Origin of the sequence: Actinomyces ihuae, from assembly GCF_001457875.1 — a bacterium.
Classification (GTDB): Bacteria; Actinomycetota; Actinomycetes; order Actinomycetales; family Actinomycetaceae; genus Pauljensenia; species Pauljensenia radingae_A.
On record NZ_CZPX01000005.1, the window covers coordinates 362,249 to 374,739 of the forward strand.

General features: G+C 59.3%; 22 protein-coding genes and 1 pseudogene. All 23 read right to left on the minus strand.

Annotation, left to right across the window (positions count from 1 at the left end):
• Positions 1 to 209: 209 nt before the first annotated feature.
• A pseudogene (locus tag BN3002_RS06270) lies at positions 210 to 776 on the minus strand (adenylate kinase); the annotation flags it as partial.
• Entirely contained in the window at positions 773 to 2,065 is a 1,293-nt protein-coding gene (gene secY, locus BN3002_RS06275) for a preprotein translocase subunit SecY (protein WP_058237148.1), read from the minus strand. The gene secY and the pseudogene BN3002_RS06270, both read right to left, overlap by 4 nt.
• 234 nt (positions 2,066 to 2,299) lie before the next feature.
• A complete protein-coding gene (rplO, locus tag BN3002_RS06280; RefSeq protein ID WP_058237149.1) occupies positions 2,300 to 2,785 on the minus strand; it encodes a 50S ribosomal protein L15 in 486 nt (161 codons plus the stop codon).
• A 2-nt stretch (positions 2,786 to 2,787) separates the two neighbouring features.
• Entirely contained in the window at positions 2,788 to 2,970 is a 183-nt protein-coding gene (rpmD, locus tag BN3002_RS06285; RefSeq protein WP_058237150.1) for a 50S ribosomal protein L30, read from the minus strand.
• Positions 2,970 to 3,671 carry a 30S ribosomal protein S5 gene (rpsE, locus tag BN3002_RS06290; RefSeq protein ID WP_058237151.1) on the minus strand — a complete coding sequence of 234 codons (702 nt, stop codon included), beginning with the start codon at positions 3,669 to 3,671 and terminating at the stop codon, positions 2,970 to 2,972. Before rpsE ends, rpmD begins: the two co-directional genes overlap by 1 nt.
• Before the next feature lie 29 nt (positions 3,672 to 3,700).
• Positions 3,701 to 4,072, minus strand: a complete 372-nt coding sequence (rplR, locus tag BN3002_RS06295; protein WP_058237152.1) for a 50S ribosomal protein L18 — start codon at positions 4,070 to 4,072, stop codon at positions 3,701 to 3,703.
• The gene (gene rplF, locus BN3002_RS06300; RefSeq protein ID WP_058237153.1) at positions 4,072 to 4,608 is read right to left on the minus strand and encodes a 50S ribosomal protein L6; all 537 of its coding nucleotides are present in this window, start codon (positions 4,606 to 4,608) and stop codon (positions 4,072 to 4,074) included. The genes rplR and rplF overlap by 1 nt, the downstream gene beginning before the upstream one ends.
• A 16-nt stretch (positions 4,609 to 4,624) precedes the next feature.
• The gene (gene rpsH / locus BN3002_RS06305; protein ID WP_058237154.1) at positions 4,625 to 5,023 is read right to left on the minus strand and encodes a 30S ribosomal protein S8; all 399 of its coding nucleotides are present in this window, start codon (positions 5,021 to 5,023) and stop codon (positions 4,625 to 4,627) included.
• A gap of 64 nt (positions 5,024 to 5,087) precedes the next feature.
• Positions 5,088 to 5,273 (minus strand): type Z 30S ribosomal protein S14, encoded by a 186-nt coding sequence (locus BN3002_RS06310; RefSeq protein ID WP_058237155.1) that lies wholly within the window; start codon positions 5,271 to 5,273, stop codon positions 5,088 to 5,090.
• Between the two features lie 2 nt (positions 5,274 to 5,275).
• The gene (gene rplE / locus BN3002_RS06315) at positions 5,276 to 5,821 is read right to left on the minus strand and encodes a 50S ribosomal protein L5 (RefSeq protein WP_058237156.1); all 546 of its coding nucleotides are present in this window, start codon (positions 5,819 to 5,821) and stop codon (positions 5,276 to 5,278) included.
• A 2-nt stretch (positions 5,822 to 5,823) separates the two neighbouring features.
• Positions 5,824 to 6,258, minus strand: a complete 435-nt coding sequence (gene rplX, locus BN3002_RS06320) for a 50S ribosomal protein L24 (protein ID WP_058237157.1) — start codon at positions 6,256 to 6,258, stop codon at positions 5,824 to 5,826.
• Positions 6,258 to 6,626, minus strand: a complete 369-nt coding sequence (gene rplN, locus BN3002_RS06325) for a 50S ribosomal protein L14 (RefSeq protein ID WP_058237158.1) — start codon at positions 6,624 to 6,626, stop codon at positions 6,258 to 6,260. The genes rplX and rplN overlap by 1 nt, the downstream gene beginning before the upstream one ends.
• 92 nt (positions 6,627 to 6,718) lie before the next feature.
• A complete protein-coding gene (gene rpsQ / locus BN3002_RS06330) occupies positions 6,719 to 6,997 on the minus strand; it encodes a 30S ribosomal protein S17 (RefSeq protein ID WP_058237159.1) in 279 nt (92 codons plus the stop codon).
• 5 nt (positions 6,998 to 7,002) lie between these two features.
• On the minus strand, positions 7,003 to 7,236 hold the full coding sequence (gene rpmC, locus BN3002_RS06335) for a 50S ribosomal protein L29 (RefSeq protein ID WP_058237160.1): 234 nt from the start codon (positions 7,234 to 7,236) through the stop codon (positions 7,003 to 7,005).
• Positions 7,236 to 7,655 (minus strand): 50S ribosomal protein L16, encoded by a 420-nt coding sequence (rplP, locus tag BN3002_RS06340; protein WP_058237161.1) that lies wholly within the window; start codon positions 7,653 to 7,655, stop codon positions 7,236 to 7,238. Before rplP ends, rpmC begins: the two co-directional genes overlap by 1 nt.
• 5 nt (positions 7,656 to 7,660) lie before the next feature.
• Positions 7,661 to 8,509, minus strand: coding sequence for a 30S ribosomal protein S3 (gene rpsC, locus BN3002_RS06345; protein ID WP_058237162.1), 849 nt, complete (start codon positions 8,507 to 8,509; stop codon positions 7,661 to 7,663).
• Positions 8,509 to 8,880 (minus strand): 50S ribosomal protein L22, encoded by a 372-nt coding sequence (gene rplV / locus BN3002_RS06350; protein ID WP_058237163.1) that lies wholly within the window; start codon positions 8,878 to 8,880, stop codon positions 8,509 to 8,511. Before rplV ends, rpsC begins: the two co-directional genes overlap by 1 nt.
• Positions 8,881 to 8,911: 31 nt before the next feature.
• On the minus strand, positions 8,912 to 9,193 hold the full coding sequence (rpsS, locus tag BN3002_RS06355; RefSeq protein WP_058237164.1) for a 30S ribosomal protein S19: 282 nt from the start codon (positions 9,191 to 9,193) through the stop codon (positions 8,912 to 8,914).
• Positions 9,194 to 9,208: 15 nt separating this feature from the next.
• Complete coding sequence (gene rplB, locus BN3002_RS06360) at positions 9,209 to 10,045, minus strand: 50S ribosomal protein L2 (RefSeq protein ID WP_058237165.1); 837 nt, start codon at positions 10,043 to 10,045, stop codon at positions 9,209 to 9,211.
• A gap of 27 nt (positions 10,046 to 10,072) precedes the next feature.
• A complete protein-coding gene (gene rplW, locus BN3002_RS06365; protein ID WP_058237166.1) occupies positions 10,073 to 10,378 on the minus strand; it encodes a 50S ribosomal protein L23 in 306 nt (101 codons plus the stop codon).
• The gene (gene rplD, locus BN3002_RS06370; RefSeq protein WP_058237856.1) at positions 10,375 to 11,031 is read right to left on the minus strand and encodes a 50S ribosomal protein L4; all 657 of its coding nucleotides are present in this window, start codon (positions 11,029 to 11,031) and stop codon (positions 10,375 to 10,377) included. The genes rplW and rplD overlap by 4 nt, the downstream gene beginning before the upstream one ends.
• A 1-nt stretch (position 11,032) precedes the next feature.
• Positions 11,033 to 11,701 carry a 50S ribosomal protein L3 gene (rplC, locus tag BN3002_RS06375; protein WP_058237167.1) on the minus strand — a complete coding sequence of 223 codons (669 nt, stop codon included), beginning with the start codon at positions 11,699 to 11,701 and terminating at the stop codon, positions 11,033 to 11,035.
• 11 nt (positions 11,702 to 11,712) lie between these two features.
• Positions 11,713 to 12,021, minus strand: a complete 309-nt coding sequence (rpsJ, locus tag BN3002_RS06380; protein WP_058237857.1) for a 30S ribosomal protein S10 — start codon at positions 12,019 to 12,021, stop codon at positions 11,713 to 11,715.
• Positions 12,022 to 12,491: the final 470 nt, after the last annotated feature.

Genomic DNA, 12,491 nt, shown 5'->3' on the forward strand with positions numbered 1-12,491 from the left:
TGGTCAGACGAGCTGGAGCTGGCAGGCTCCGAAGCCTCGGCTGGGTCATCTTCGGGGAATTCTTCCGCCCCGCAGCACTCTCCTTCACCGTTTTGGTGGGCTTCGAACCACGGATCACGAGGATCGTCGAGGGTGGCCTGGCCGCCCGTCACCTCATCCGCGCCGGCACCGTCCGCTGAGTCAGCACCGCTCCCGGAGCCGGCACCGTTCAGTGAATCGAGAATGGCAAAAATGCGTTCGCTGACTTCTTCGACCGACCCGTTCGCATCGACTGCTTCGAGCAGATCCTGATCGACATAGTACGTGGCGACCGGCTCAGTTTGCGTATGGTAAACCGCCAGGCGATGACGGATAACCGGCTCAGTGTCGTCTGAGCGGTGCTGTTCGGTTGCGCGCTTGAGCATGCGGTGCACAACCTGATCTTCATCCGCCTGAAGCTCGATCACCACGTCAAGTTCGGTTCCCAGGTCAGCGAGCGTGTCACGCAAAGCATGTGCCTGCTCAACAGTGCGCGGATAGCCATCGAGCAGGAAGCCCTCAGCGGCATCAGGCGCCTTCAGGCGAGCATGCACCATCGGGTTGATGACCGAGTCGGGAACAAGTTCGCCGCGATCCATGTAGGACTGTGCGAGGATGCCGAGTTCCGTCTGTTCGGCAATGTTGGCGCGGAAAATTTCCCCTGTTGAAATGGCCGGGATGCCGAGTTTGCATGCAATTATGCTTGCTTGAGTTCCTTTGCCCGCTCCAGGAGGACCGAGCAGGATAATAGCTGTCATCGAAGGAATCCCTCGTAATGATGTTGTTCGAGCTGAGTGTTGATTTCTTTCACGGTCTGCAGGCCGACGCCGACCATAATCAGCAGCGTGGTACCACCGAACGGCATCTGTCCATTCTGCAGACCGAGTGGGATCATCATCAGCGACGGTACAAGGGCGACAATCATCAGGTAGAACGCACCCGCCGTGGTAATGCGGTTCATGACGTAACGCAGGAATTCAGCGGTCGGGCGTCCAGCACGGTACCCCACGATGAAACCGCCGTAGCGTTTCATGTTGTCGGCAACCTCGTCCGGGTTGAAGGTGATGGAAGTGTAGAAGAATGCGAAGCCGAGGATCATCAGGGCGTACAGCACGAGGTAGAGCCATGACTGGTGGTTGAAGTTTGAACGCACCCACTGCACCCACGTCGATTCTGGTGAGCCAAAGTTCGCCATCATCACCGGCATAGCCAGGATCGATGACGCGAAGATGACGGGGATAACGCCCGACATATTGATCTTCAGCGGGATGTATGTCGAGGAACCGCCGTACATGCGGCGGCCGATCATGCGCTTGGCGTACTGAACGGGGATTCGGCGCTGTGATTGCTCGATGTAGACAATGGCAAGTGCGACTACGAGAATCATGCCGACAATTGCGGCAACTTTGCCCCAGCCGCCACCTTGTCCGATCGAGAACAACTGAGCAGGCATACGAGCGGTGATCGACGTGAAGATCAGCAGTGACATGCCATTGCCGATGCCACGCTCAGTGATCAATTCACCCAGCCACATGATGACGGCGGTACCCGCGGTCATAGTAACGATCATCACGAGGTACATGGGGATGGACCGGTCAGCTATGATGTCGTGCTGGCAGCCGGGGAACATGTTGCCCGAGCGCGCCATGTACACCATGGTGGTCGACTGCAGTACGCCGAGGAAGATTGTGCCGTACCGCGTGTATTGCGTGAGCTTGGCCTGACCCGTCTGACCTTCCTTGTGCAGGTCATCGAACCGAGGAATGACAACTCGCAGAAGCTGGACGATGATCGACGCCGTAATGTACGGCATGATGCCGAGCGCGAAGATCGACAGCTGGAGCAACGCGCCGCCTGAGAACAGGTCGACGAGCCCGAGCAGGGATCCTTCTTCCTGAGTTGCCAGGCACTTCTGCACGTTGACAGTGTTGACGCCTGGGGTCGGGATAAATGCTCCGAGGCGGAATACCGCCATGATCATCAAGGAGAACAGCAACTTCCGACGCAGGTCAGGAGTGCGGAACGCCTGTGTGAAGGCACTTAACACGGCTTCCTCTTCCTAGGTTGATGGTGTGACAGCTTGACGCAATCACAACTTTACTCACCGTGCCTAGCCTACCCGAGTTAGCACGTCTCACGTCAATTGGATTGGCTACACCGCGGTTTTTCGTTAGTTCATTGCCGAGGGCGACCCGATGACGCGCCATCTGCGCCCATGTGATCGACCTGCGACACTATGGGGGTGGTTTGGCTAACAAACCACCCCCACCGTGTTTCAGACTTATCGCACCGTGACGGTGCCACCAGCCTGCGTGATCTTGTCCTGAGCCGATTGTGAGCATGCATCCACATCCAGGGTGAATGCGCTGGTCACTTCTCCGCCTCCGAGGACCTTGACCGGGTGTCCGTCACGAACAGCTCCCTTTTGAGCCAGGTCTTCCGATGAAACGGAGCCGCCCTCGGGGAACAGTTCCTGCAGCTTGCCGACGTTAACCACCTGGTATTCCACGCGGAACGGATTCTTGAATCCGCGCAGCTGAGGAAGACGCACGTGAATCGGCTTGGCGCCGCCCTCGAAGCCAACTGGGACGGAACGGCGGGCCTTGGTGCCCTTCGTGCCGCGGCCGGCGGTTTTACCCTTGGAGCCTTCACCACGACCCACACGGATCTTGGCCTTATTGGCTCCCCTGGCGGGACGCAGGTCGTGCAGCTTGAGGATGCCTGCGGGGGCTTCCTCAGTCGTCTTGTTCGACGTTGATTTCGCCATGATCAGTCAGCCTCCTCCACTGTAATCAGGTGTCGCACTGTGTTGATCATTCCGCGAACTGACTCGGAATCCTCACGCACAACGCTTTGGCGGATCTTGCGCAGCCCAAGGGTACGCATGGTCTCTTTCATGTTCTGCTTGGCGCCGATCGTTGATCGAACCTGCGTGATCTTGAGTTTTGCCATTATTCACTCACCCCTGCGGAGGCTTTGGCGGCTTCCTTCTGCTCGGCCTGAGCTTTCTTTTCCGCTTCGCCTTCTGCCTGTGCGCGCAACATGCCGGACGGAGCAACACGCTCCACCGGAAGTCCACGACGTGCGGCCACTGCTTCAGGTGTTTCCAGCTGCTTCAGAGCTGCCACCGTTGCTCGGACGATGTTAAGTGCATTGTCGGATCCGAGCGACTTGGTCAGCACGTCCTGTACGCCAGCTGCCTCGAGGACGGCGCGCACAGGGCCGCCGGCAATAACACCGGTACCTGGTGTAGCGGGACGCAGCAGCACGATTCCGGCTGCATCTTCGCCCTGGACCAGGTGAGTGATCGTGCGGCGGATCATGGGCACGTGGAAGAAGGACTTCTTAGCTTCTTCAACGCCCTTGGAAATAGCCTGGGGAACTTCCTTGGCCTTTCCGTAGCCGACGCCGACGGTGCCTTCGCCATCGCCCACCACTACCAGAGCGGTGAAGCTGAAGCGACGTCCACCCTTGACCACCTTGGAAACGCGGTTGATCGTGACGACACGCTCGATGTATTGGTTCTTGTCTTCGTTGCGACGGTTGTCGCGACGGTCAGTGTTACGCCCCTGGCGGCGATCGCGACGCTCGCTGTCACGTTCGTTGCGCCCGGAGGATTCCTGACCGTTTCTGCTTCGCTGCGCTGCAGCCATCAGTTGATCTCTCTTTCCCTCAGTCGCTTTCAGAGGTTCAATCCGCCCTCACGGGCGGCCTCTGCGACAGCCGCGACGCGGCCGTGATACTTGTATCCTGCGCGGTCGAAGACCACTGCGGAGATGCCAGCAGCTTTGGCGCGCTCTGCGATCAGTTCGCCTACACGGTGAGCCTTGTCCACCTTCGAGCCTTCTGCCGAAGCAAATTCGTCTTCCATCGTGGAAGCGGACACGAGGGTGTTGCCAACCGTATCGTCGATGACCTGTGCGACCATGTGACGGTTCGAACGGGTCACGACCAAGCGCGGGCACTCGGCAGTGCCGCTGATCTTCTTGCGAAGACGCTGATGGCGACGCTTACGCGCAACAACTTTGCCTTTGCCTTTGACGGAGTAGCCCATCACTTACCAGCCTTTCCGACCTTGCGGCGGATCGTTTCACCCACGTAGTGAATACCCTTGCCCTTGTACGGTTCAGGCTTCTTGATCTTACGAATCCGCGCTGCAGTTTCACCGACGAGTTGCTTGTCGATGCCTGAGACCGTGAACTTCGTTTGTGAGTCAACCGTGAAGTCAATGCCTTCAGGGGCCTTGAACGGAACGGTGTGGGAGAATCCCAGCGAGAATTCCAAGTCCTTGCCCTTGGCGACTACGCGGTAACCGGTGCCGGTGATCTCGAGCTGTTTGCTGAAGCCCTGGGTCACGCCCACAACCATGTTGTTGATCAGTGAACGGCTCAGTCCGTGCAGTGAACGGGCTTCGCGGCCGTCATCCGCACGCTCGACGATGATCTGGCCGTCCTCGACGCGTGCTGAGATCAGATGAGGAAGCTCATGGCTCAGCTCGCCCTTGGGGCCTTTCACCGTGACTGTGGCGCTCTTGATGTCGACGTCAACTCCCGACGGGATTGCGATTGGGCTCTTACCGATTCGTGACATTGTCGGTTCCCCCCTCTCACCAGACGTAGGCGAGGACTTCCCCACCTACACCCTTGTCGGATGCCTGACGGTCGGTCAGCAGACCGGAAGATGTGGACAGAATAGCCACACCCAGTCCGCCGCGGACCTTCGGCAAGTTCGTCGACTTCGCATAAACGCGCAGGCCTGGCTTGGACACGCGTTGCAGACCTTCAATTGCACGCTCACGCTTGGAGCCGTACTTGAGATTGAGGATCAGTGTTTTGCCAACGCGAGCATCCTCGACGGAGGTCGAGGCAATATAGCCCTCTTCCACCAGGATGTTCGCAATGGCGGCCTTCAGCTTGGAGTACGGCATGGAGACCGACTCGTGCTGAGCCGAGTTTGCGTTACGCAGACGCGTCAGCATGTCTGCGATGGGATCAGTCATTGTCATGGGGACTAATTCCCCTTCCTCGTCGCGGTTTCCACCGGGGTCCCCGGGACCTACGACGTAGTGCTTACCAGCTGCTCTTTGTCACGCCTGGGAGTTCGCCACGAAGGGCAAGCTCACGCAGGCAGACTCGACACAGTCCGAACTTGCGGTAGACCGAGCGCGGGCGTCCGCACCGGCTGCACCGGGTGTAGCCACGGACACCGAACTTCGGGGCGCGCGCGGCTTTGATCTTGAGAGACGTCTTAGCCATGGTCAGTCCTCCTTAAAGGGGAAGCCGAGGTGACGTAGCAGTGTACGGCCCTCCTCATCGGTGCGGGCTGAGGTCACGATTGTGATGTCCATGCCGCGCACGCGGTCGATGCTGTCCTGATCGATCTCGTGGAACATGGACTGTTCCGACAGACCGAAGGTGTAATTGCCGTTGCCGTCAAATTGCTTCGATGACAGTCCGCGGAAGTCGCGGATACGGGGCAGAGCGGTCGACAGAAGACGGTCAAGGAACTCCCACATGCGATCGCCACGCAAGGTGACGTGTGCGCCGATGGGCTGGCCTTCACGCAGTTTGAACTGTGCGATGGACTTCTTGGCCTTGGTTGTCACAGGCTTCTGGCCGGTGATTGCCGTCAAGTCGCGCAGTGCTCCTTCAAGTGCCTTCGAGTCACGAGCGGCTTCACCAACGCCCATGTTGACGACGATCTTGGTGAGACCGCCCACCTCCATGACGTTGCTGTGCTTGAACTCGTCACGCAGCGCTTGACGAATCTCTGAGTTGTACTTTTCTTTCAGACGCGGGGCCATGATCAGATCTCCTTGCCCTGCTCGATACCTGCTGCCACGCGACCACGGGTCACGCGAACACGCACGGTGCGGGTACGACCGTCACGCTCAACCTGGTCTTCCCTGAAGCCCACGCGAACGCGCTGCTTTGTGTCGGGATCAACCAGAGCGACCTTGGACAGTGAAATCGGTGCTTCCACTGTTTCAATGCCGCCACTTGAGTTCTGGGACTGTCCCTGGCGCACATGACGTGTCTTCAGGTTGACACCCTCGACCAGGACCTTCTGTTCCTTCGGGAACACCTTGATGACGCGACCCTGGCGGCCCTTGTCACCTGGCTTGAGGGGTTCAAGGCCCTCAGCTTCGCGGCGCTCGTTGCGCTTGGCGAGCTTGGCCTCGTCTGACGTGCGTCCACGGACAACCTCGACGAGGTCGCCTTTACGAATCTTCGCTGCCATCAGAGCACCTCCGGGGCAAGTGAAATGATGCGCATGAACTTCCTGTCGCGCAGTTCCCTGCCGACAGGTCCGAAAATACGCGTCCCGCGTGGCTCCCCATTGCTGTTGAGAATCACTGCGGCGTTTTCATCGAATCGAATGTAGGAACCGTCGGAACGACGCGTTTCCTTACGCGTACGTACGACGACCGCCTTAACGACTTCGCCCTTCTTGACGTTGCCGCCTGGGATAGCGTCTTTGACGGTGGCGACAATCGTGTCGCCAATTCCGGCGTAGCGTCGACCCGAACCGCCGAGAACACGGATGGTCAGGATCTCCTTTGCACCTGTGTTATCAGCGACTTTCAGTCGCGACTCCTGCTGGATCATTGTGTGTGACTCCTGTCGTCGTGCCGGTTCTCATCGCAGCGCGGTTGCGCCACTAGAGCCTGACCGAACGGATGATGGTCTATGAGGACGAATTACTTCGCCTTTTCGATGATCTCCGCGACGCGCCAGCGCTTGGTGGCTGACAGCGGGCGGGTCTCCATGATGCGAACGAGGTCACCGACGTGGCACTCGTTGTTCTCGTCGTGGGCCTTAACCTTTTTCCTCTTACGCATGACTTTGCCGTAAAGTGCGTGCTTCATGCGGTCTTCGAGCTCAACGACGACGGTTTTATCCATCTTGTCGCTGGTCACGTAGCCACGACGAACCTTACGGAAATTACGTGCGACAGCCTCATTAGTGGTCTCGGACATGCGACTCACTCCTTCGTAGTGGGGGCTGTGCGGAAGCCGAGCTCCCGCTCACGGCTAATGGTGTAGATCCGGGCAATGTTGCGACGAACTACCTTCATGCGTCCATGGTCCTCGAGGGAACCGACGGCTTGGGAAAAGCGCAGGTTGAACAGTTCAGCCTTAGCCTTCTCGAGCTCCTTGGACAGCTGTGCTGCGTCCATTGCATCCAGGTCGGCGGTCGTCAGACCTTTGTCGGCCATCAGAGTTCACCACCCTCTCGGACCACAAATCGGGTCTTCATTGGAAGTTTGTGCTGGGCACGGCTCAGAGCTTCGCGAGCGAGCTCCTCGGAAACGCCGCCCAGTTCGAACATAATGCGGCCCGGCTTGACGGGGGCGACCCACCATTCAGGAGCGCCTTTACCGGAACCCATACGGGTTTCTGCGGGCTTCTTGGTCAGCGGGCGGTCAGGGAAGATGTTGATCCACACCTTGCCGCCACGCTTCACGTGACGGGTCACCGCGATACGAGCTGCCTCGATTTGACGGTTCGTGACATAGGCGCCTTCAAGAGCCTGGATGCCGTAGTCGCCGAAGGCCAGCTCGGTGCCGCCTTTAGCCACACCAGTGCGGTGTGGACGATGCTGCTTGCGGAACTTGGTCCGACGGGGAATGAGCATAAGACTCAGGCCTCCGTTCCTTGATCGGCAGCCGGCTGTTCGGCCTGGGGCTCAGTCTGAGCCTTTTCTGGCTGCGTGTTTTCGCTTGCGCGTTCCTGGTTGCGCTGACGTCCACCGCGTCCCTGGCCTCCACGGCCGCCGCGACGGGGTCCGCGACGATCACCGCGGCGTCCGCCGCGGTTCTGCTGCTCAGCCTGCTGGCGAGCAAATTCGCGCTCGGTCATGTCGCCCTTGTAGATCCACACCTTGACGCCAATGCGACCAAAGGTGGTACGAGCTTCAAAAAAGCCGTAGTCGATGTTCGCGCGCAGGGTGTGCAACGGCACACGGCCTTCACGGTAGAACTCGGAGCGAGACATTTCGGCTCCACCCAGACGGCCGGACACCTGGACACGAATGCCCTTGGCGCCTGCACGCTGTGCGGACTGGATGCCCTTACGCATGGCGCGACGGAACGAGACACGTGCTGCGAGTTGCTCGGCGATGCCCTGAGCAACCAGCTGTGCGTCCAGATCGGGGTTGCGAACCTCGAGGATGTTGAGCTGGACCTGCTTGCCAGTCAGCTTCTCGAGAGATTGACGCAGGCGATCTGCCTCGACGCCACGACGTCCGATCACAATGCCGGGACGCGCGGTATGCAGGTCGACGCGCACGCGGTCGCGGGTGCGCTCGATGTCAACTTTCGAAATGCCGGCGCGCTCAAGGCTTTCAGACAAAGCGCGACGAATAGCAACGTCTTCGGCTACGTAATCTGCGTAGCTCTGGCCTTTGGTGGTTGAGTCGGAGAACCAGCGGGACCGGTGATCGGTGGTGATTCCCAGACGGAACCCGGTTGGGTTAACCTTCTGCCCCATTACTGGTCTCCCTTCTGCTTATCGTCCTTGGTACCCACCACAATGGTGATGTGGCTGGTGCGCTTGAGGATCCGTCCGGCGCGTCCTTGTGCGCGGGGGCGGAAACGCTTCATAGTCGGGCCTTCGTCCACAAAGGCTTCGAGGACCAGCAGGTCGGCTTCGTCAAAAGCCTCCCCTGCCAGCTCAGCCTTGAATTTGGAGTTGGCGACAGCGCTGTGAAGCACCTTCTGGACATCGGTTGCGACGGCCTGCGGAGCGAACCGCAGAATGTCGGCTGCCTCCAGGACACGCTTGTTGCGAACTTCGTTCACCACGCGGCGTGCCTTCTGGGGCGTGACGCGAACGTAACGCGCCTGCGCCTTGGCTTCCATGAAATCCTGCCTTTTCTTCCCTAGGGCCGGCTCAGCGCCGACGTCCTTTGCGATCGTCCTTGTCATGGCCTCGGAAGGTACGAGTGGGAGCGAATTCTCCCAGCTTGTGACCCACCATCGCCTCGGTGACGAACACCGGGACGTGCTTGCGGCCGTCATGCACCGCAAATGTGAGGCCCAGGAAGTCTGGGGTGATCACTGAGCGGCGTGACCATGTCTTGATGACGGCTTTTGAATTGGTTTCGTTGGCCTTGTCGACTTTCTTGAGCAGGTGGTCGTCGACGAAGGGGCCCTTCTTCAAACTACGCGGCATATTTTCAGCTCCTTATCAGCGCTTCTTGCCGGTCCGGCGACGGCGCACGATAAGCTTGTCGCTGGCCTTGTTCGGACGACGGGTACGGCCCTCGGGCTTGCCCCACGGTGACACCGGATGGCGACCACCAGAGGTACGGCCCTCACCACCACCATGCGGGTGGTCGACCGGGTTCATCACAACACCGCGAACGTGGGGGCGCTTGCCCTTCCAACGCATACGGCCTGCTTTACCCCAATTGATGTTGGAGTGATCGGAGTTGCCGACCTCGCCAACAGTTGCACGGCATGCAGCGTCAACGTTGCGGATTTCACCGGAAGGCATACGCAGTTGCGCGAAGCGGCCTTCTTTGGCAACGAGCTGCACAGACGCCCCAGCGGAACGCGCGATTTGCGCGCCGCCACCGGGCTGCAGCTCAACTGCGTGCACGACGGTACCGAGAGGGATGTTACGCAGCGGCAGGCAGTTACCTGGCTTGATATCAGCCTGTGGGCCTGCTTCCACGCGGTCACCCTGATACAGGTTGGCTGGTGCCAGGATGTAACGCTTGGCTCCGTCCTCGTAGTGCAGCAGTGCGATGCGCGAGGTGCGGTTCGGATCGTATTCGATGTGAGCCACAACGGCGGGGATGCCGTCCTTGTCATGGCGACGGAAGTCGATCACGCGGTAGGCGCGCTTGTGGCCACCACCGCGGTGACGCGAGGTCACGCGGCCGTGCGCGTTACGACCACCGGTCTTGCTCAGCGGACGCAGCAGCGACTTTTCTGGCGTAGAACGCGTGATTTCAGCAAAGTCCGACACACTTGAGCCGCGACGGCCCGGCGTTGTGGGCTTGTATTTGCGGATTCCCATAATGTTCCTCTACCTCTCCGGCTGCCTTCAGGCCTGATCGCCGAAGATGTCGATGGTGCCTTCGCGAACGGTCACGATTGCTCGCTTGACGTCCTTGCGCTTTCCGATTCCGTTGCGGGTCCGGTATTCCTTACCCTTACGGTTCTGGGTCGCGACAGAGGCAACCTTGACACCAAAGATTGCCTCGACAGCAATCTTGATCTCGGTCTTGTTGGCGCGAGGATCAACTTCAAATGTGTACTTGCCCTGATCCATCAGGATCGATGACTTCTCAGTCACGACAGGCTTCAAGATGATGTCGCGCGGGTTCTTGGTGGATTCGAGTGCGCTCACTTGGTCTCCTCCTTAGTACCGAGGAAAGTCTCGAGGGCGCCCTTGGTGAAGATGACATCGTCGTTGTCGAGGACGTCATAGGTGTTGAGCTGATCAACCCACAGAATGTGAGTTTCCTGCAGGTTGCGCAGGCTCAGTGCCGTCAGATCTTCACCGCGTTCAAGGACCACCAGGACGTTGTCGTTGCCAGCAACGATTGTCCGCAGAGCTTTCAGAGCTGTCTTGGTGGACGGCTTGTCGCCCTCGAACAATGAAGTCACAACGTGAATGCGATCGTTACGAGCGCGATCGGACAGCGCGCAGCGCAGAGCGCCGACCTTCATTTTCTTCGGGGTGCGTTGTGCGTAGTTACGCGGCTGAGGTCCGTGAACCACTCCGCCACCGGTGAACTGCGGTGCGCGGATGGAGCCCTGACGAGCGTTACCGGTTCCCTTCTGGCGGTACGGCTTCTTGCCGCCGCCGGAAACCATGCCACGGGTCTTGGTCGCGTGTGTTCCCTGTCGGGCCGCAGCAAGCTGCGCCACGACGACTTGATGCATCAGCGGAATGTTCGCCGGCACGTCGAAAATTTCACCGGGCAGGTCGATCGTGTCAACCTTCTTGCCCTCACGGTCGAGCACATCGATCGTGCGCGTGGTTTGGTTATCAGTCATGTCACGCACCCTTCACGGACGTGCGAACCAGGACGATACCGTTCTTCGGGCCGGGGATTGCGCCGCTAATGAGCAGGAGGCCCTTTTCGGCGTCCACAGCCTGGATCGTCAGATTCTGAATTGTGCGGCGCGCATTGCCCATACGGCCGGCCATGCGCTGCCCCTTAAAAATGCGACCAGGTGTTGCACAGGCACCAATGGAGCCTGGCTTGCGGTGATTGCGGTGGGCGCCGTGAGAGGCTCCCACGCCTGCAAAGCCGTGACGCTTCATCACACCGGCAAATCCCTTGCCCTTGGTGTTTCCGGAAACGTCAACATGCTGTCCCGCTTCAAACACGGTTGCGTCGAGTTCCTGCCCCGCTGCGTAGTTATCGGCCTCGGTTGTGCGAACTTCGGCTAGGTGGCGACGTGGTTCCACGCCTGCCTTGGCAAAGTGTCCCGCGAGAGGCTTTGTCACCTTGCGGGGGTCAATCTTGCCGTAACCGATTTGAATCGCAGAGTAACCGTCAACCTCTTCGGTACGCACCTGTGTGACGACGTTGGTGCCGACCTGCACGACAGTGAGCGGGACAAGACGCCCTTCGGCGTCCCATACCTGGGTCATGCCGAGCTTGCGGCCCAACAGCGCCGTCATGGGCGTGCTGGCCTTCTGCTTGGTATCAGTTGTCATTGCAGATGTCCTCAGAGCTTGATCTCAATATTGACGTCCGCAGGCAAGTCAAGACGCATAAGCGAGTCGACGGCCTTCGGAGTCGGGTCGATGATGTCGATGAGCCGCTTGTGTGTGCGCATCTCAAAGTGCTCGCGGCTGTCCTTGTATTTGTGGGGCGACCGAATGACGACGAACACGTTCTTTTCGGTCGGCAGTGGCACCGGGCCCACGACCGTGGCGCCCGCGCGTTGCACGGTCTCCACAATCTTGCGCGCGGAGCTGTCGATGACCTCGTGGTCATAGGACTTAAGCCGGATGCGGATCTTCTGTCCCGCCATGCCGTCTACCTCTTCTCGTACAGCTTCGTCACCGGTCCCCGCATTCGGGCGTGTCGCAATTCGCGACACATTCGTACGCGGTTTCCCTCGGGTGAGGGACGGACCGTTGTCTTATCTAAAGAACTCGGGCTATAAAGCCCGGCCAGATTTTGGTCTGGATGAGCCCCACCCTCGCGGGGCAACCTGATTAGTTTGACAGAAAACCCCTCGTTGGTTCAAGTCCGCTCAGGCAAAAACCGGTGTGAATCACCTGACAACTAGCCTGCTATCCAGCTTTTATGCCTTGCTACGGGCCCACGGAGGCACATTCTGTCACCCTGCTGCCAAGAATTGTCGTCAGTATCACTATCGCTGGTGCACCCCCTCAGCTACCCCAGCCTGCCCATCCGCACTCTGCCCGCGTGCCATCCTTCCACCTCACCCTGTCTCTCTACAGCCTGTCACTCGGCAGTCTGCCCTTCCACAATGTG